14 protein-coding genes are annotated in these 19079 nt (G+C 50.2%); 10 read left to right on the forward strand and 4 right to left on the reverse strand.

Features of this window, described 5'->3' with window-relative positions:
• The first annotated feature begins 8 nt into the window (after positions 1-8).
• The 5 genes from kdpA (at position 9) to K7P76_RS01070 (ending at position 7710) form a co-directional block, all read left to right on the forward strand.
• Entirely contained in the window at positions 9-1688 is a 1680-nt protein-coding gene (gene kdpA, locus K7P76_RS01050; RefSeq protein ID WP_232182219.1) for a potassium-transporting ATPase subunit KdpA, read from the forward strand.
• A gap of 19 nt (positions 1689-1707) precedes the next feature.
• Positions 1708-3738: a potassium-transporting ATPase subunit KdpB gene (gene kdpB / locus K7P76_RS01055; protein WP_232182220.1), complete on the forward strand. Its 2031-nt coding sequence runs from the start codon at positions 1708-1710 to the stop codon at positions 3736-3738.
• 18 nt (positions 3739-3756) lie between these two features.
• Positions 3757-4362: a potassium-transporting ATPase subunit KdpC gene (gene kdpC, locus K7P76_RS01060; protein ID WP_232182221.1), complete on the forward strand. Its 606-nt coding sequence runs from the start codon at positions 3757-3759 to the stop codon at positions 4360-4362.
• Positions 4363-4400: 38 nt separating this feature from the next.
• Positions 4401-6740, forward strand: a complete 2340-nt coding sequence (locus tag K7P76_RS01065) for a histidine kinase (RefSeq protein WP_232182222.1) — start codon at positions 4401-4403, stop codon at positions 6738-6740.
• Between the two features lie 277 nt (positions 6741-7017).
• Positions 7018-7710: a putative endonuclease domain-containing protein gene (locus K7P76_RS01070; RefSeq protein ID WP_232182223.1), complete on the forward strand. Its 693-nt coding sequence runs from the start codon at positions 7018-7020 to the stop codon at positions 7708-7710.
• Between the two features lie 338 nt (positions 7711-8048).
• Here K7P76_RS01070 and K7P76_RS01075 read toward each other — a convergent pair whose 3' ends face one another.
• The gene (locus tag K7P76_RS01075; protein WP_255677873.1) at positions 8049-8753 is read right to left on the reverse strand and encodes a peptidylprolyl isomerase; all 705 of its coding nucleotides are present in this window, start codon (positions 8751-8753) and stop codon (positions 8049-8051) included.
• 149 nt (positions 8754-8902) lie between these two features.
• On the opposite strand from K7P76_RS01075, the gene K7P76_RS01080 reads away from it, so the two are divergent.
• From K7P76_RS01080 to K7P76_RS01095, 4 genes are all read left to right on the forward strand, one after another.
• Positions 8903-10645 (forward strand): ABC transporter ATP-binding protein, encoded by a 1743-nt coding sequence (locus K7P76_RS01080; RefSeq protein ID WP_232182224.1) that lies wholly within the window; start codon positions 8903-8905, stop codon positions 10643-10645.
• The gene (locus tag K7P76_RS01085; protein WP_232182225.1) at positions 10626-12473 is read left to right on the forward strand and encodes an ABC transporter ATP-binding protein; all 1848 of its coding nucleotides are present in this window, start codon (positions 10626-10628) and stop codon (positions 12471-12473) included. Before K7P76_RS01080 ends, K7P76_RS01085 begins: the two co-directional genes overlap by 20 nt.
• A 153-nt stretch (positions 12474-12626) precedes the next feature.
• On the forward strand, positions 12627-12848 hold the full coding sequence (locus tag K7P76_RS01090; RefSeq protein WP_232182226.1) for a DNA-binding protein: 222 nt from the start codon (positions 12627-12629) through the stop codon (positions 12846-12848).
• Complete coding sequence (locus K7P76_RS01095; RefSeq protein WP_232182227.1) at positions 12845-13096, forward strand: DUF6953 family protein; 252 nt, start codon at positions 12845-12847, stop codon at positions 13094-13096. The genes K7P76_RS01090 and K7P76_RS01095 overlap by 4 nt, the downstream gene beginning before the upstream one ends.
• Here the strand turns inward: K7P76_RS01095 and K7P76_RS01100 are convergent.
• From K7P76_RS01100 to K7P76_RS01110, 3 genes are all read right to left on the reverse strand, one after another.
• The gene (locus tag K7P76_RS01100) at positions 13093-13599 is read right to left on the reverse strand and encodes a L,D-transpeptidase (protein ID WP_304518379.1); all 507 of its coding nucleotides are present in this window, start codon (positions 13597-13599) and stop codon (positions 13093-13095) included. The genes K7P76_RS01095 and K7P76_RS01100 overlap by 4 nt on opposite strands.
• Positions 13600-13690: 91 nt before the next feature.
• Positions 13691-15334 carry a response regulator gene (locus K7P76_RS01105; protein WP_232182228.1) on the reverse strand — a complete coding sequence of 548 codons (1644 nt, stop codon included), beginning with the start codon at positions 15332-15334 and terminating at the stop codon, positions 13691-13693.
• 4 nt (positions 15335-15338) lie between these two features.
• On the reverse strand, positions 15339-17087 hold the full coding sequence (locus K7P76_RS01110) for a sensor histidine kinase (RefSeq protein WP_232182229.1): 1749 nt from the start codon (positions 17085-17087) through the stop codon (positions 15339-15341).
• Between the two features lie 204 nt (positions 17088-17291).
• Here K7P76_RS01110 and K7P76_RS01115 point away from each other — a divergent pair, with 204 nt between their 5' ends.
• Positions 17292-19040 carry an extracellular solute-binding protein gene (locus tag K7P76_RS01115; RefSeq protein WP_232182230.1) on the forward strand — a complete coding sequence of 583 codons (1749 nt, stop codon included), beginning with the start codon at positions 17292-17294 and terminating at the stop codon, positions 19038-19040.
• Positions 19041-19079: the final 39 nt, after the last annotated feature.

A 19079-nucleotide genomic window follows, 5' to 3' on the forward strand; every position in this document is an offset into this window, starting at 1 on the left:
GAAATTCAATGGGTATTTTACAAATTGTCATTGTCCTGGCCGTGCTCGTGGCGCTTGTGAAGCCGGTCGGGAACTATGTATATCACGTATTCTCGAATGAGCCGAATCGGCAGGACCGTATTTTCGGACCGTTCGAAAGATTGATCTATTTCCTAATTGGATTGAAGAGCCGCGCCGGAATGACGTGGAAGAAATATGCTTTAAGCTTCCTGCTGACTAATATCGTGCTCGTGGCGGTCGGATACGTGATTCTGAGGGTACAGCAATATCTGCCTCTCAATCCGAACGGGATCGGCAATATGGAGCAGACTCTTTCCTTCAATACGATTATCAGCTTCATTACTAATACAAACTTGCAGGATTACAGCGGCGAAACGGGCTTGTCCTATTTTTCGCAGATGGTCGTCATCATGATGATGATGTTCACTTCGGCCGCTACGGGCTTCTCGGTTGCCATCGCGTTCGTGCGCGGCATTACGAGCAAAGGGGAAACGATTGGGAACTTTTTTGAGGATTTCGTTAAAGCGCACACTCGTATTTTCCTTCCCGCTTCCGTACTCGTGACTTTACTGCTCGTGGCTCTGCAAGTTCCGCAGACGCTGGATCCGACGCTGACCGTCACGACGCTTGAAGGCGCCGTGCAGAGCATCGCAATCGGCCCGGTCGCGGCGCTGGAATCTATCAAGCACATAGGGACGAACGGAGGAGGATTTTTCGGAGTCAACTCGGCGCATCCTTTCGAGAATCCGAGTCCGCTCACGAACGTGATCGAGATTTTGTCCATGTGGGCGCTTCCCGCTTCGCTTCCTTACGTATATGGCAGGTTCGCTAAAAACCGCAAGCAAGGCTGGGTTATTTTCAGCGCGATGATGACGCTATTCCTGCTGTTTCTCTCACTTATCCATTTCTCCGAGCTGAGAGGTAATCCAGCGATTAACGCGATGGGAATCGATGCCTCGCAAGGCAGCATGGAAGGCAAAGAGGTACGCTTCGGCATACCGCAGTCGACTCTATTCACAGCAGTCACCACAGCAGCTACGACTGGTACGGTCAACAATATGCACGATACGCTTACCCCGCTTGGAGGCCTCGGGGCTTTGGGAGAGATGATGCTTAACGTCGTATTCGGAGGCAAAGGCGTAGGACTGATCAACATGCTGATGTATGCGATACTCGGCGTTTTCCTGTGCGGGCTCATGGTCGGACGGACCCCGGAATTTCTGGGCCGGAAAATCGAGCCACGGGAGATGAAGCTCATTGCCGTTGCTATCCTAGCGCATCCGTTTCTCATTTTGGTGCCAACGGCCATCGCGTTCATGACGGATCTTGGGCGGGGTGCCATCACTAATCCGGGAGCGCACGGGATATCGCAAGTGCTGTACCAATACGTTTCATCCGCCGCCAATAATGGTTCCGGGTTCGAGGGACTAGCGGACAACACGCCTTTCTGGAATATCTCGACGGGGCTGGTCATGCTGTTCGGGCGATATATTTTCATGATTGCGATGCTAGCCGTCGCAGGCTCTCTCGTTCGCAAACAATGGGTACCGGAGACGGTCGGAACGTTCCGGACGGACAATAAATTGTTTTACGGTATATTGATCGGGACTGTATTGATTATCGGGGCATTGACGTTCTTGCCGGCCATCGTGCTGGGACCGATCGCAGAGCATTTGAAGTTAGGCTAAAGGATGAGGTGAACCTATCATGAGTGCAAACCGCAAAACGATGTTATCCTCCGCGATCATAAGTCGCGCGGTCAAGGACAGCTTCATTAAATTGAATCCCGTGAGCATGATGAAAAACCCGGTCATGTTCGTCGTCGAAGTCGGTACGGTCGTCGTTCTGATGATGACGCTGTTTCCCGGCTACTTTCAAACGCAAGATCAAATCGGATTTAACCTGACCGTATTCTTCATTCTCCTCTTTACCGTCCTGTTCGCGAATTTCGCGGAAGCGTTGGCGGAAGGAAGAGGCAAGGCGCAGGCGGATTCGCTCAAAAATTCTAAAAAAGAGATCAATGCGAACAAGGTGGTCGGGGGCGTCATTAAGATCGTTCCCTCTACGGAGTTGCGGAAAGGCGATATCGTGTCTGTTTCCCAAGGGGAAATGATTCCTGGAGACGGTGAAGTCATCGAAGGCCTAGCTTCCGTCGATGAATCGGCGATTACCGGCGAATCGGCACCCGTCATTAAGGAAGCCGGCGGGGATTTCAGCTCCGTAACCGGCGGGACCCGCGTCGTCAGCGATAAGATTACGGTACGGATTACCAGCGATCCCGGTGAGTCGTTTATCGATCGGATGATTTCGCTAGTCGAAGGCGCCAAACGGCAGAAGACGCCGAACGAATTAGCGCTCAATACGCTGCTTACCAGCTTGACGATCATTTTTCTCATTGTCGTCGTTACGCTGGGTCCGATCGCGGGGTATCTGAATATCGAGCTTCAAATCCCCGTGTTGATCGCTTTGCTCGTCTGCCTCATTCCGACGACGATCGGCGGGCTCCTGTCCGCCATCGGCATCGCCGGGATGGACCGCGTTACCCAGTTCAACGTACTCGCCATGTCCGGTAAAGCCGTCGAAGCGGCCGGAGATATCAATACGATGATTCTGGATAAAACGGGCACGATCACTTACGGAAACCGGATGGCCAGCGAATTCGTTCCCGTCGGCGGCGAGGCTTTGCAAACGGTAGGGGAGTGGGCGGCTATTAGCTCGGTGCGAGACGAGACGCCTGAAGGCCGATCTGTACTCGAGCTGATGAAGAAGCAGTCTCTGGCCTATGATGGATCGGTGGCAACGGGTGCGGAGTTCATCGAATTCAAGGCCGAGACAAGGATGAGCGGCGTTGACTTGCAGGATGGGCGCAAAGTGCGCAAAGGCGCGGTCGATGCCGTGAAAAAATGGGTAACGGCGCAAGGCGGAAACATTCCGGCCGATTTGGACGCGAGCAGCGACTCGATCGCCCGTGAAGGCGGAACGCCGCTGGCCGTTGCCATGGATAACCGGATATACGGCCTGATTTATTTGAAAGACACCGTAAAACCCGGCATGCGCGATCGGTTCGATCAACTGCGTCAGATGGGCATTAAGACGATAATGTGTACCGGGGATAATCCTTTGACGGCGGCGACGATCGCCCGCGAAGCCGGGGTTGACGATTTTGTCGCGGAGAGCAAGCCGGAAGATAAAATCGCGCTCATTCGCCGCGAGCAGGCTGAAGGTAAGCTCGTCGCTATGACTGGCGACGGCACGAACGACGCTCCCGCTCTGGCGCAAGCCGATGTAGGGTTAGCCATGAACAGCGGGACGATCGCCGCCAAGGAAGCCGCTAATATGGTTGACCTGGACTCCGACCCCTCCAAGATTATTGAGGTCGTGTCGATCGGTAAGCAATTGTTAATGACGCGCGGCGCTCTTACGACATTTAGCATCGCGAACGATATCGCGAAATATTTCGCGATCATCCCGGCTATGTTCATTCTGGCTATCCCTGAGATGAGCGCACTTAACGTCATGGGGCTTGGCTCTCCGTTGTCGGCAATATTATCGGCGTTAATCTTTAACGCCATTATTATTCCATTGCTCATTCCGCTAGCGATGAAAGGCGTAGCCTACAAGCCGATGAGCGCGTCGAAACTTCTTGGCCGCAACATCGTCATCTACGGCCTCGGCGGCGTCATCGTACCTTTTATCGGAATAAAGTTAATTGATTTAGTCGTACACCTTTGGGTATAGGAAGGAAGAGGTTAAACCATGAATAGAATTGCTAACTTGCCGGGTTCAACTGGAATTTCATATGTGGCTATTGCTGTAAGGGCCAGCATCGTGTTTATCATTCTATGCGGGATCATTTATCCGCTCACGTGCACCGGAATTGCCCAGCTTCTCATGCCGCACAACGCAAACGGCAGCCTCATCAAGGACTCATCCGGCAATGCAATCGGCTCCGAGCTGATCGGGCAGAAGTTCGCCGATCCGAAGTATTTTCAAGGTCGGGTGTCGAGCATCGACTACAAAGCGGAGGCTTCCGGCTCGAACAACTACGCTCCGTCCAATCCGGATATGCTGCAACGCACCCGGGATTCCATCGAAGCGTGGAAGAAAGACAACCCGGATGTGCCGATATCCAAGCTGCCGGTGGCGCTTATCACGAACTCAGGCTCAGGGCTTGATCCTCATATTACTCCGGAATCCGCGGAAGTGCAGATTCCCCGCATCAGCAAGCTGACGGGCGTACTGGCTGCCGATCTCGAACGATTGGTCAGTAAACATACGGAAAGCCGCGACCTCGGTGTGTTCGGCGAGCCTCGCGTTAATGTGCTGAAGCTGAACATCGAATTGCAGGCTCTGTTGAAATAGCAGCTCGCTTAGGCTGTGCAAGGGAGGAGGAGCCGCAAATGGAAAGCTTTCGCCGTAAGACGCCGGAAGAGTTGCTGTATTCGATTTTCAAAATTCAGAATGGCCGGCTGAAGGTGTATATCGGTGCCGTAAGCGGCTCCGGCAAAACCTACCATATGCTGCGCGAAGGTCATGCTCTGAAAAACCAAGGAATTGACGTGGTGGCATGCGCCGTATCGACCATGCGTCGTCCCGAAACGGTGGAGCAGCTGCAAGGGCTGGAAAAAATTCCGAGCATCCATTGGATGAAAGGCGCCGTGGAAAAAAAAGATTTGAATCTCGACGAGCTGCTTAAGCGGAATCCCGAAGTCGTGCTTGTTGATGGCCTTGCCCACCGCAATAGACCGGAAGCTCGGTTTGCGACCAGGCTCGAGGACATCCAATACTTGCTCGGGCGCGGGATCAGCGTCATTGCGACGGTGAACGTTTACGAGCTGGAGGGCGTAACGGAGCTTGCCCAGAAGCTTACGGGCATCGAAGCGGAAGCGACGGTTCCGGCCGATACGCTTGAACTGGCGGACGAGGTACGTTTAATCGACGTTAGTCCCGAGACGGTGCTGAAACGGATGGACGAAGGTAACCTTCTCAACTTGAATCTTAAGGATCCGGGTTTGTTAAAGCGGGGGAACATCGGAAAGCTGAGGGAACTCGCCTTGCGCCTGATGGCCGAAGGTGTGAATGAGTCGCTAGAGAAATATCGCGAGAAGGAAGGGCTGGTCGGCCCTTCCGGCGTGGCCGAGCGCATCCTCGTCTCGGCGCAGTATCATTGGAATGGCTCGATTCACATTCGGCGCGGTCAGCAGATTGCCAAGAGGCTTGGCGGCGATTTAAGAATCGTCACGCTAGTAAACCCGCGGAAGCCCTTATCCAAAGAATCGGCGCAATTCAAACGTTCCATAGAGAAGCTGGCGGACAAAATAGGCGCCGAGTTCGAGGAGTTGCCTGCGCCTTCAAGGCGTAGATTGCCAGCTGCGCTCGTTCGCTATGCCACCTTGAACAACGTAACCCGGATCGTGCTCGGGCATTCCAAGCAAAGCTTCTGGCAAGATTTCTGGAAAGGTTCGATCGCGGCGGGGATTCTTAAGAAAACTAAGAATGTCGACGTCTATTTCGTGGCGGACCGCGCCGATTACGAGGGGGAAAGGGTGCTTCCGACCAAATCGTCCGCTTCCCTTCCGGTATCCGATCCCTATCGTCGGTTAAGCTCGGAGGAGATCGAGCAGAAAATCGAGCGGATCAAACGGGGGAAATTCAAAGTTTACATCGGCGCCGCTCCCGGCGTCGGCAAAACCTACATGATGCTTCGAGAGGGCAACGACCTGCTGCGCAAGAAGATCGATGTCGCAATCGGGCTTCTGGAGACGCATGGGCGCGAAGAGACACGGGCGCAGGTAGGCAATCTTCCTACGGTTCCGCGCTCGAAGTTTAATTACAAGGGAGCGGAGCTGGAGGAAATGGACGTCCCCGCCATCCTTCGCCGGAATCCGGAGGTTGTTCTTATTGATGAGCTTGCCCATACGAATGTTCCGGGCAGCAAGAACAAGAAGCGGTACGATGATGTCCTTGAAGTGCTGGAAGCGGGAATATCCGTCATCTCTACCTTGAACGTGCAGCACTTGGAAAGTTTGAACGATGCTGTCGAACAAATTACGGGAGTACGTGTGCGGGAAACGGTGCCGGATAACATTCTGAGATTGGCGGACGAAGTAGAGCTAATCGACGTAGCCCCGAATGCATTGCAGCAGAGAATGCGCGAGGGCAAAGTGTATGCGATGGACAAAGTAACGCAAGCGCTCGGCAATTTTTTTAAAACAGGCAATCTGATCGCTTTGCGGGAACTAGCGCTTAGGGAAATCGCGGACGACGTCGATGAAAGGCTGGAATCGTGGGAGCGGAGCGGCTCGCTTAGAGGGCCATGGAGGAGAGAGAGCATCTTCGTGTGCGTCACGACGAGCAGCAACGCGGATCGGCTCATTCGCCGTGGCTTCCGTATTGCTTATCGGCTAAAGGCGGAATGGCATGTCATGTATGTGCATGTCGGTCGGGAAATAAACGAAGAAGCGGGCAAAAGGATTCAAGCCTTGCAGGATTTGACCGGCAGGCTGGGCGGTAAATACGAGACTCAACATGCCGAGTCGTTTAAGCAGCTTTCAGACGTGATCCTAGCAAAAGCCGCCGAATATCACAGCACCCAGATGATTGTCGGGCAATCGGCGCGCGGCTTCTGGCAATCCCTTCGTCGCAAATCCGTCGTGAAAACCATTTTGCGGCATGGTCGTCATATGGATGTGCTGGTCGTTGCAGACTATGATCCTCATATTCGCATAGATAACGATTAGATGGGTGAATAGAGGCATATTAAAAAAGAGAGATGGGGCTGTCCCTTTGTATTAAGCTGCTCCGCGTAGGCGAAGAAAGTGCCCTCGCGTAGCGGGCTAGCGATGTTACGCTGGAGCGAAGGCCACTTGGATTCCAATAATTGACATGCTTTGCGGTTAGCCGTTATACTTTCATTATAAAATTCCAAAACAAGGCATGCGCAGCACGCAGCCGCTCTTTCGTTCAGCGTTAGCTGAATCGGAAGGCGGCTTTATTCGTTTCCGGAGGATGATGCGAATGGATTTCAATACCGCTTACGAAGCCTTTCTTGAAAAGCACCGCAAAGCGCGTAAGGGAGAACGCCTAAGAAGGCTTATCGAAGGTCACGGCTTCTTGGAAAAACTGATTCTGGAAAATGTCTGGTGGCCGGCTATCGGACACTTCGACCATTTGCATCCGGAATACGAGGTATCCGATTTTCGCGACGGTACCCGTTTTCTCGATTACGCCTTTCTTCCGGGCGTCGTGCGCTTGAATATCGAAGGAGACGGATTGGAAACTCATGCGCGAAAAATCAGTCTGTCCGGCTTCGACGACGACCGGATCAGACAAAACCATCTGATCCTAGACGGATGGAAAGTTTTACGGTTCACACACAATATGCTCAAAGAACGCCCGCGATTGTGCCAGCAAATGCTTTTGCAGTTCATGGGAACGATTTATGGCAAGCAGAGTGCAGGCGGATTTTCAGGCATTCGACTCTCGCCCGAAGAAAGGGAAATCCTGCGGCTTGCTTTCCGTTTACGTCTAGTAAAGCCTATGCGTCCGAAAGATGTCGCAGAGCTGCTGCAAGTTGAAGGACAGAAAGCGAGAAAGTTGCTTCACGGTTTAATCGATAAGGAATATCTTCTGCCAGCGGGAAAAGGGACCCATCGAATAAACGCTTTCTTGCTGTCACCTAAGGCCAAATGGGACGATCTGGCTCCATAAGAGCGAGGCGGCGACTACCATTATGATGTTATTCATCGTATCAGTCCGAGTTTCGTGCATTCGGCTAGACGATAAGATATAAAATATCGTATCGGCGTCGTTTTGAGCTTAAAATACTGAATTTACTCCCCCATACGATGAAAATCATCATTAGAAACAAAAAATGACCTAACGACTCGTGCAATACGATGAAAAGCATCGTAAGCACACAGACGAAATAGGTCAGCCCTTTTAGGACTGCCCTTACCCCGAATTTTATACTCTCTGGCGTGTATGCCAAAAAAAGCCGTCCCGCAACCACTTTCATAGTTGTCGGGACGGCTTTCATCTTTTCCGTCTTACTTAATGGTTTCCGGTTCCGGAGCGTCGGCTCCACGGGTGTCCACGGTCACTTTCTTCATGACCGGCGGCGTTTTCGGACGATCGTTGCGATCCCGGTCGAGCTTCACGATATCGTTTACGACATCCATGCCTTCGGTGACTTTGCCGAATGCGGCGTAAGCGCCATCCAAATGCGGAGAATCGGCGACCATAAGGAAAAATTGGGAGCCTGCGCTATTCGGATCTTGGGCACGGGCCATCGAGAGAACGCCGGCCGTATGCTTCAGATCGTTCTTGAAGCCGTTTTGGGTGAATTCACCGGCTATGGAGTAGCCTGGACCGCCCATTCCCGTTCCGTCGGGATCGCCGCCTTGAATCATGAAGCCGGGGATGATGCGGTGGAAAATCGTTCCGTCGTAAAATCCTTTTTTCACGAGGGAGATGAAATTGTTCACGGTATTCGGCGCGACTTTCGGATAAAGCTCGACTTTGATGGTTTTGCCGCTGTCCATTTCAATGGTGACGATAGGGTTATCGCCTGTTGTGTCTACTCCGTTCACTGGGGAAGCCTCCTGTGTGGATACAGCGGGAGCACCGTTACCGGTGGCCGTTGCATCGTTAGTTTGATTTGTGTTTTTCTTACTGCCGCATCCTGTTAAGATGAGCAGAAGGGCAATAAGCGTAAGAAGAGAAACGGCCAATCGATTTTTCGCGATAAACAATTTCAGATCCCCCTTGTCCTCTTTTTCCTTTTGTATCATATCATTTGCTGAAAAGGGAATCCACCCAAGGGTTTTCAACTAAGGACGATTGTAAGGTAAAATGTAATAGGGATAGCTTCAGAGGGCATCACTCGCCGGAGGGACGCGTAATGAAACAAATTGCATTTTATCTGAAGAAATATCGTGCAGCCGCCATTATGGCCATATTCCTAATGTTGGTCGAGCTTACAGTGGAGCTTATTCAACCGCTGCTCATTTCGCAAATTATAGATGATGGCATAACGCTGCAAAACGGTTCCGTAGTGTTGCTATGGAGCGGCATTCTAGTCGGGGGTACTTTAATCGCGTTCGGTGCCGGAATACTGAGCTCTTTTTACGCGGCGCATGCGAGTCAAAGTTTGGGATACGATCTTCGGGAGAAGCTCTATGGCAAGGTGCAATCGTTCACTTACGCCGTCTTTAACCGATTTGCCACCTCGTCTCTCATTACCCGTTTGACGAATGACGTAACGCAGGTTCAGGATACGACGTTCATGGGTCTTCGTTTCATGCTGCGCGTGCCGTTAGTCGTCATAGGCAGCATGATTATGGCGCTTGTCGTGCATGCGGAGCTCGGATTTCTGCTGCTTCTGACCGTACCCGCGCTATTTTTGTTTGTTGTCTGGATCGTGAAGAAGGCGGCTATTTTGTTCAAAAAAGTGCAGCAGAGACTCGATACGGTTAATGGGGTCATGCAGGAAAACATGACGGGGATGCGTCTCATTCGCGTGTTCGTGCGAAGGGAGCAAGAAGCGGCACGATTTGCCCGGCACAGCGGGGAATTGATGCAGAGCTCGACCTCGGCGTTGAGGTTAACCGAAATTACGCTGCCGTTCATCGTGCTCATTATGAATGCGGGGATTATCGCGGTGCTGTGGTTCGGGCACCTTGAAATTCGCGCCGGCAGCGCCACGACGGGCGAAGTGGTGGCGATCGTGAATTATTCGCTCCGAACGGCAGGCGCGTTATCGGCGATGTCGATGCTCGTGTCCGCCTTCTCCAGAGCGCGGGCTTCCGCGCAACGGATTAGCGAGGCGCTCGCAACGGACAGCGGCCAGACCGATGCCGCGCAAACCGCCCGGAAAACCGGCGGCATAAGCGAGGGTAGTGTCGAATTCGAGAATGTTTCTTTTCAATATCCGAATACGGATGCTCCCGTGCTCGAGGATATTTCGTTTAAGGTTAGTCCCGGTCAAACGGTTGCTATTCTCGGCGCGACGGGCTCCGGGAAGTCGTCGCTTATGCAACTGGTTCTTCGCTTGTACGAGGAGGACCAGGGAGTCATTCGGATCGACGGGCGCGATGTGCGCGAACTGGATACTTTGCATCTTCACGACTCTATTGGTTACGTACCGCAGGAAGTGCTGCTATTCACGGGAACGATCCGAGACAATATCGCCTGGGGACTCGATAACGCAAGTTTGGAACAGATCATGGAGTCTGCCAAGTCGGCGCAAATTCACGATACGATCGAGCAGCTTCCTAACGGATATGACACTTTGCTAGGGCAACGCGGAGTGAATTTGTCGGGCGGGCAGAAGCAGCGAATTTCAATTGCGCGGGCGCTTATCCGCAAACCCGCCATTTTGCTGCTGGACGATAGCACAAGCGCGTTGGACGTTCGGACGGAAGCCGCTCTTCTTAAGGCTCTAAATGATATGTCCTGCACGACGTTCCTCATTACGCAGAAAATCAGCTCCACCCTGAACGCGGATCTTATACTGCTGCTGGATGACGGCCATTTGATCGCGCAAGGAAATCATGAGCAGCTCATGGAAAACCAATCCCTATATCGGCGCATCTTTGAGTCGCAATTCGGAGAGGAGGGTTCGCATGTGGGAAGCGTTAAGTGAACCCTTCCGTCACCGGCAGCCAAAGGCGAAAGGCTCTGTGAATGTTGTTAACCAGGCGACTGCCGGTGCGGGCAAACGCCCGAAGCCGAAAGCGAAGGACTGGAAAGTGACGCTAAAACGGATGTGGCATTACCTGTCCCATCGCAAAGGGCGATTAATCTTAGTATTGCTGATGGTTTTGATGAGCTCCGCGCTCACCTTGCTTGGGCCTTACATGATTGGAAGAGCGATTGATCATTATTTAGAAGGGCCCGGGGGTACGCCTTGGCTGTTGTTCCTCTCTGGTCTCGCGGCGGTTTACCTATTAAATTCGTTAGTCAGCTGGCTGCAAAATATATGGATGATCGCGATCGCGCAGGAGACCGTGTACCGGATGCGCGTCGATCTGTTCGGCCACCTTCATCGCCTGCCCATTCCGTTTTTTGCCAAGAGGCAGCGCGGGGAATTAATGAGCCGTATGACCAATGACATAGACAATGTGAGTTCTACGCTCAACAGCTCCGCCATTCAGGTTTTCTCAAGCATACTCATACTCGTCGGCACGGTTATCGTGATGCTGTTGCTAAGCCCGCTGCTTACAGTGCTGACTTTCCTCGTTGTTCCGCTCATGGCGCTTGGGATGAAGTGGATAACGCGAAGAACCGGCGTGTTGTTCAAGGAGCGTCAGCGTAACCTCGGCGATTTGAATGGATACATCGAAGAGACGCTGTCTGGCCAGCGGATCATTAAAGCTTTTTCCCAGGAGGAACGCGTCATTCGCGAGTTCCGCGAGCGCAATGAACGAATCAAGCTGTCGGGCTTCTGGGCGCAGACGATTTCGGGTTTCATCCCGAAGCTTATGAACGGGCTTAATAATTTAAGCTTTGCCGTTATTGCCGGCGTTGGAGGCATTCTCGCCATTCGGGATGTGATAACTGTAGGAGTTATCGTTATTTTCGTCGAATATGCCAGACAGTTCACAAGGCCGCTTAACGATCTCGCGAACCAGTGGAATACGCTTTTGTCCGCCATCGCGGGGGCCGAGCGGGTATTCGAGGTGTTGGACGAGGAAGTGGAAGCCAAGGATGAAAGCTCAGCCTTATCTTTACAATCGATACAGGGTGCGGTCGTTTTCTCCCGTGTGTCCTTCTCCTATGACAAGGGCGAAGAGACTTTATCCGATATCAGCTTTGAAGTGCAGCCGGGCGAGACGGTAGCTATTATCGGACCTACCGGTGCCGGCAAAACATCGCTTATTCAGCTGCTTTCCCGCTTCTACGAAGCCGATTCCGGGACCATAACCGTTGACGGACATGACATTTCGTCAATAAAGCGGGAAAGCCTCCGCTCTCATATGGCATTCGTGCTGCAGGACTCCTTCCTTTTCGAAGGAACGATTCGCGATAACATCCGTTACGGTAAATTGGACGCGACCGATGAGGAAGTAGAGGCCGCCGCGAAGCTGGCGAACGCCCATTCGTTCATCGTGCGGCTGTCCGGCGGGTATGACAAGGTTCTGCACGGAGACGGCAGCGGGATTAGCCAAGGACAGAAGCAGCTGCTGGCGATAGCGCGGGCGATTCTGGCCGATCCGGCCATTTTAGTGCTGGATGAAGCTACGAGCAGCATCGATACCGTGACGGAGATCAAAATCCAGGAAGGGCTGCAACGTTTGATGGCGGGACGTACAAGCTTCGTGATCGCCCATCGGTTAAATACGATTCGCCGAGCGGACCAGATTCTCGTACTTAAGGACGGGTGCCTTCTTGAAATGGGCTCGCATGACGAGTTGCTGACTAAACGTGGTCTTTACAATGACCTCTACCACGGGTATGGTCAACTGCAGTAGTCGGACTTCACCTTATGGGAATCTGCTTGTTTATTTTAAAAAGTTGCAAATCTGTGAACCTTCGGCTTACCATTATCATAATGGATGGAAACTCATGTTATAATAAGGACAATGAGTCCGGAACGGCTTAACAAACAGAAAGGTTGTTGAACGATGAATACATTTGAAGATTGGAACCAGAAAGCCAAGAAAACCTTTAACGCTACCAGCACGGAAGAAGTGCTTACGATTACCGAAGCAGGCAATCTGCTCGGACTTACTAAAGACCAAATGAAAGTATTCGTGGATAAGCAAGGACTTACCAAGATGCCTATCATGAGAAGCGTTCATCGTTATCTCTTGCTTAAGAGCGAGATCGACCAGATCGTAGGATGAGTCATACGGCGGATGAAGTTGCACAATGGATGTTCAAGGAATTAAGATTCGCGGGAATTTTATATCAGGCCGAGGCTGTTAACTATATTAAGAGCAACTTCGGCGAAGCTTTTATTTACGTGAATGATAACGGTCATGAATCGATCGACAAGGATGTCAAAAAAGCATTCAAAAAACTGCATGGCGGCAAAGCGGCATGGGATCGGGACGCGTTCTACTGGGGATGGACCTCCTCGATTAAAGTTTAATTCGTGATTAGAACCGGAGTATCGGTTTTGATCTGATCAAAGAGCCATCTGACATCTTTGTTATGCATCCGAATGCAACCCGCGGATACGTACTTGCCTATCGATTTCTCATTGTTGTTCCCGTGAATGCCATAGGCGTAAGAAGTTTTGCCGTTACGGGTAACTTCCAGACCGAGCCAACGGTCCCCGAGTGGGTTTCTAGGATCGCCGCCTTTGATTTTCTCCTTGTAGTAAGGCCGGTTTTTGATTTTCTCATGGACGTTGAACAAGCCTTCCGGCGTATAAGAGGGTTTCTTTCCCGTGGCTACAGGGAACGATTTGATTAATTTGCCTTGCTCATAGAAGCGGAGTTCATTGGAGGATTTGTCGATCATAATAAATTGCTCGTACTTGGCGAACTTTTTGGCTAATTGAACGGTTTCCGCGTGAGCGGTAACGATCGCAGGGATGAAAAATAAGGCTAGAAGCGTAATGCAGACTCGGCAAATAAATGTATTTTTCATAGTGGATTATCCTCCCGCCGGATGACCTATCTCCATGTATATATGCGGGAACGGGGGAGGATATGGGTGTGAACATTTTCGCTGATCGACCTCAGCCTTTCAATTCTCGATATTCTTGAGGTGTCATATGGATGTATTTCTTGAACATTTTAATAAAATACCCTTGCTCTAATCCCACCTGTCTGGCAACCTCATGGATTTTTAAAGAAGTATCCCGCAGCAGCGCCGATGCTTTGTTGATTCGCTTCTCGGCAATATACTCCGCAAGCCCATGGCCGGTTGTTTGCTTATATAATCTGGATAGATAAGAAGCATTGAGATACACGACTTCTGAAAGCCTAGTCAAGGAAAGATCATTATCCAAATTTCCTTGTATATATTGTTGCAGGCGGGTAATGATCGAGTGGGATTTTTCCTCCTTTTCGTCAAGTCTCTTCACAAACAGCAGATCGACGACTCCTTCGAAATAGCTCGCAGCCGCTTTCCAAGTATTATGATCATCCATTTGCATCAACCCGTCAAAATCTTGCCGCTCCAATAAATTCTTTGTTGCTTCCATCCGGTTTAGATAAGACAACACCAACGTTGCTATGCTGTAATAAATTTCCGCATAAGCATAGTGATCATGCGCGGCGGATTGCAGCATCGTTCTGCACAGGGAGGAGAATTCCTGCGATGCTCCACTCTCCAGATAGTATTCCAGCATAGGTATATTTTTTCTGTGGCTCGGCATGACCGGATCATTCCCAGCCGAGCCTGCGCCGAGACTGAGCGGCACGGTTGTTTTCTCCGCCGTATCCGAGTCCGTCAGCAAAATTTCTTTCCCTAATCCCAGTCCACGCCCGAGCAGGCGATTCAGGTTGTTAAAGACAGACGGCAAGTCATTCCACGAACAAGGTTTGCTGTGGGTGACTATTGAAATCGTAATCTTTAGAACGTTTTTACTGGAAGACTGAATGGAATCCAACGTCTCGTGAACGGGACGGACGAACTTTTCCCAGTTAACGGTTTCTGCTTCTTTGGGTTGTAAAAGCCAGATAAACTTAGTAGGGTCGTAAGATACAGGTACCAAAGCAGCATAGCTGAAGTATTCCTGAGCAATATTATGAATGGCAAACATCAACAGCTGCCGATCAGAGACGGTGTAGGCATCAAGCCATTCATCTACCCGACCGACGATCAGTAATAAAGGAACCGCCGTACTTAATGAAATGCCTAATTCCGTAAACCGCAGCTGAATATTATCACTGTACTGGCGTTCCCCATTCAGCAGGCTAATCACGTACTCCTTCTGAAGCAAAGGTTTGGCCAAGTACATATCTTGTCGGGCCTCTTCAATAAATCGTTCCGTTTTCGAATAATCTTGTATGCTTGCAATGGCTGTATTTAGCGCTTCTAGTATTCGTTCGTCCCCTTCGGTTTTCAGGACATAGTCGAAACCGCCGTTGCGCATGGCGGTTTGTACATAAGCAAACTCGTTGAACCCCGTAAGAAAGATCACTTTGCAACGGGGCCAGCTCTTAGTTATTGTTTTTTGCAACTCCAGACCGTTCATTCCGGGCATATGGATGTCGGCAAACACAATGTCGATCGTATGTTTCGACAATTGATCCAGCGCCTCGGATGCGGAGTAGGCTTTTAGAACGCCTAATTCCACGTGCTCCACGTCCTGAAACAAGTCGTACAATCCGTCCACGATGACGGGCTCGTTATCGATAATCAGCACTCTGTACATCTAATCAGTTCCTCTCGCTCAGATGGGTTGTCGTCTCTGCCGGCAGCCTAAAGGTGACTTTGAATCCGCCGGAGTTGCCTCTGGACAGGGTGATCCCATAGTTCGGCCCGAAGCGGAAGACAAGCCGCCTATGTACATTGATCAGCCCTGTTGTCTCCTGGGAAACATTGTTGTCGTTCAGCCTTCTTTGCAAGCTTTGTATCGTCGCTTCACCTACAAGTTCCCCGTTGTCTTCCACCGCAATAAGCACCGAATTCTCCAGCAATTCAAATGAAACACGCAGCTTTCCTCCGCTTTCTTTGTGTTCCAATCCGTGTTTATAAGCATTTTCTACGATCGGTTGGAGAATCAGCCGCGGAACCATGATAGGAGCGCACGAGGGAGGAAGCTCTTCGAACTTCACTTCAATGTGATGGGCGAACCGGAACATTTGAATTTCCACATAGTTTTTGGCATGCTGCGCTTCTTCCGCCAGCGTAACTTCATGATTTGAATTGCGGGTTATGAATTGAAAATAATCGGACAAATACTTGGTAAATCGGATTTGATTCTCATCCCCGTTTTTTTTGGCAAGCCGATATAAGATAAACAAGCTGTTATATAGAAAATGGGGGTTGATTTGGGATTGCAACTGCTTTAATTCGGCATGCTGCACGCGAAACTTTTGTTCATAGACCTCGTAGATCATCTGCTGCAGATTCTGAACCATCGCATTGAACTGCGTATACAGATATTGAAATTCATCGCGGCCTTGATAGTCGAAGGTCACGTTCAAATTTCCCTGCTCCACTTTGCGAAAAGCGCGGACGAGGTTTTTTAGCGGTTGGTGGATCAGCCGGTAGACGGAGTACGAAACAACAACAATGACAATAACCGTTAAACCGGATATCATCCAAAACCAAATCGTATATTGGCGTAGCGGTCCAAGAACGGATTGTTCGCGTTCATACATGATCAATGTCGTACCCAGTACATTCGATTTCTCTAAAGCTACCAGATAGTGCTGCCCGTCGATTGTTACGGAATGGGGGCCTTGGACATCGGAATTCGAGCCATCTATGAGAGCGATTTCATTCACGATGTCACCATTGTCATTTCCTGTAATCTTCCAGCCCTTCTCGGAATTGACCAGCATCGTATTGCCTGTCGTATGGTCGGTAAATTGAAGAAGTGCGTTTCTCAGTAAATCTATGGATATTTCAATTTCGACAACGAATTCGGGAGACACGCGATTCGATTTAATGGGATACGGCAGACTAATAAACAATCGGTCTCTCCAGTAGATAAAGGGCGACTCGAATATGTTGGTTACAACGTTTAACGCCTCGAATTCATCTATCGGAATCGTCCCGAAATTATCGTCCGATATCGTTCTGTTAATCGCGGGAATATGAACGCTGGCTTCCAATATATAATTGCTCGAATTTTTAAGGACGGACAATTCTTTCTGCAAATTCCGGATGGCCACGCGCTGGTCGTAGTAGCTCATAATTTCAGTGCGGTTGCTCAACAGATCCAAATCCTCGTAACCGGCAAATTCCCTCATTAATTTAATGGTACGGGTAAATTCATTCTCCAGGTTGCTGTTGTAGAAGTGAACCTTGGACTGCATCGATTGGGTGATTTCCTTCTTGATATTGGACGAGCCATACTGATTCATGACAAGGCTGAGCAAAAAAAGCGGAGTGAGCACGATAAGGAAGGTGACAATGAGCTTCGGATAAATCTTGATGGAGTCAAACAGGGCCTTCATATCGGATTCCACCTTCAGTCGTCTTTTCTCCAGTGCTACTTGATTCGTTGGGAAGGCGCCGTATTCCTGTTACTCGTTTCCCTTAGGTAAATAGAAAACGATAAAAGTAAAAAGAGTTCTATATTGGCGGTTCAGTTTGCCTCTTATAATTAAGTCTGCAAGGGGTTTCAATTCAGCATATAAGCGAAAAGGGGATGCACTGGAATGAAAGTTAAGAGATTACAAAGAATCATGTTGATCGCTCTCATGCTCATGCTTGTATGGATTACCGCCTGTAGCAAGGCGGAAGAAAACACGCAATCAACCCAGACCATTGAATCTTCAGCAACGGATTCGCCGTCAACGCAGGCGGCTTCGGAGGAAAATACGAATCCTCTCGGCAAGTATGATCCGCCTATAACGCTTTCTACAGTGAAAATTTTCTCGGCTGTCGACAAATTTGCGCCCGGGGAAACGCCGGAGAAAAATATTTGGACGGACGGCTATCTGAAGGATTTGGGCATTGATATGAAGATTAATTGGTCCGTAGTAGGCGATGAGCCCGGAGGAGCGGGGGAACAGAAGCTGAATATTGCCATCGCCTCCAACGATCTCCCGGATATTATTCCGGTAAACGCCAAACAAATGAAGCAACTGGTCGATAATGGCATGGCCGAGGATTTAACCGATGCGATTGCCAAATATGCTTCTCCGCTGCTCAAGAAATTTTTGGCGGCGAATGACGGTTTGGCGCTGAAGACAGGTACATTTAACGGGAAAGTGCTTGCTCTTCCTGTGCCGACAGCGAGTATCGATACTGCGGCGATGATCTGGATCCGCAAGGATTGGTTGGATAAACTTCAATTGCCCGAGCCTAAAACGATGAGCGACATTCTGAAGATATCAGACGCTTTTACCAATCAAGATCCGGATGGCAACAAGGAGAAAGACAGCTTTGGAATAAGCCTCAGCAAGGATTTGTATACGGGTGGCTTGCATGAGTTGACAGGCTTCTTGGAAGGGTATCATGCCTATCGAAATCTATGGCTGAAGGATACAAACGGCCGACTTGTATACAGCGGGATTCAACCGGAGATGAAGACTGCCTTGGCTAAGCTTCAGGAAATGTTCAAAGCGGGTCAAATCGATCCGGAATTTGGCGTAAAAGACAACGGTAAAGTAAACGAATCCGTGATTTCCGGGAAAATCGGAATGTTCTATGGTTCCCATTGGAATGCGTTTTGGCCTCTGCCGGACTCATTCAAACAAGACCCCAAAGCCGTATGGAAGCCATACCCGATTGTCTCGGCGGATGACAAGCCTGCAATTCCTTCGATTGGACTTGGCGTCAACCCGGAATCCGTCAATATGGGGTATGCTGTATTCAAAAAAGGCTCCAAGCATCCCGAAGCGATGATCAAACTGGCCAATTATTATGCGGACAAAGAATACGGCTGGGAGACAGGCGGATATAATGAGGAGTTTCATCAGCCTAATCCAAATCCGGACGGTTATGGCCGGTGGAGATTTGCGGCGGTATACGCGCCGGATCCGGATCAAAACATCAACATTTACCGCGGCGTAAAAGCGGCAGTGGAAAATAACGATCAGAACGCTCTGAAAAATCTTCAGGCCAAGGGCAACTATGATATTTACCAAAAATTCATTAAAGATCACGATCAGGGTTCTTACGGTAATGCGATATGGGCCGGACCCAAAGACACCGCGCTAAGTATTCTTGATTATTACATGAACAATAAGCTGGGAATCTCGGACATGTTTTTCGGCTCAAAAACGGACACGATGGTGAAGAAGCAATCGACCCTCGACAAGCTTCAGTTGGAAACTTTTACGAAGATATTGATGGGTGCCGTTCCCGTGGATGCTTTCGATCAATTCGTTTCCGATTGGAAGAAGCTTGGCGGAGACAAGATGACTCAAGAAGTAAACGACTGGTATGCGGCTCAGAAATAAAGTGCAAAGCTGGCGGATGCAGAAGATTTAAACTTCTGC

Origin of the sequence: Cohnella silvisoli, assembly GCF_021190915.1 — a bacterium.
Lineage (GTDB): Bacteria > Bacillota > Bacilli > Paenibacillales > Paenibacillaceae > Cohnella > Cohnella silvisoli.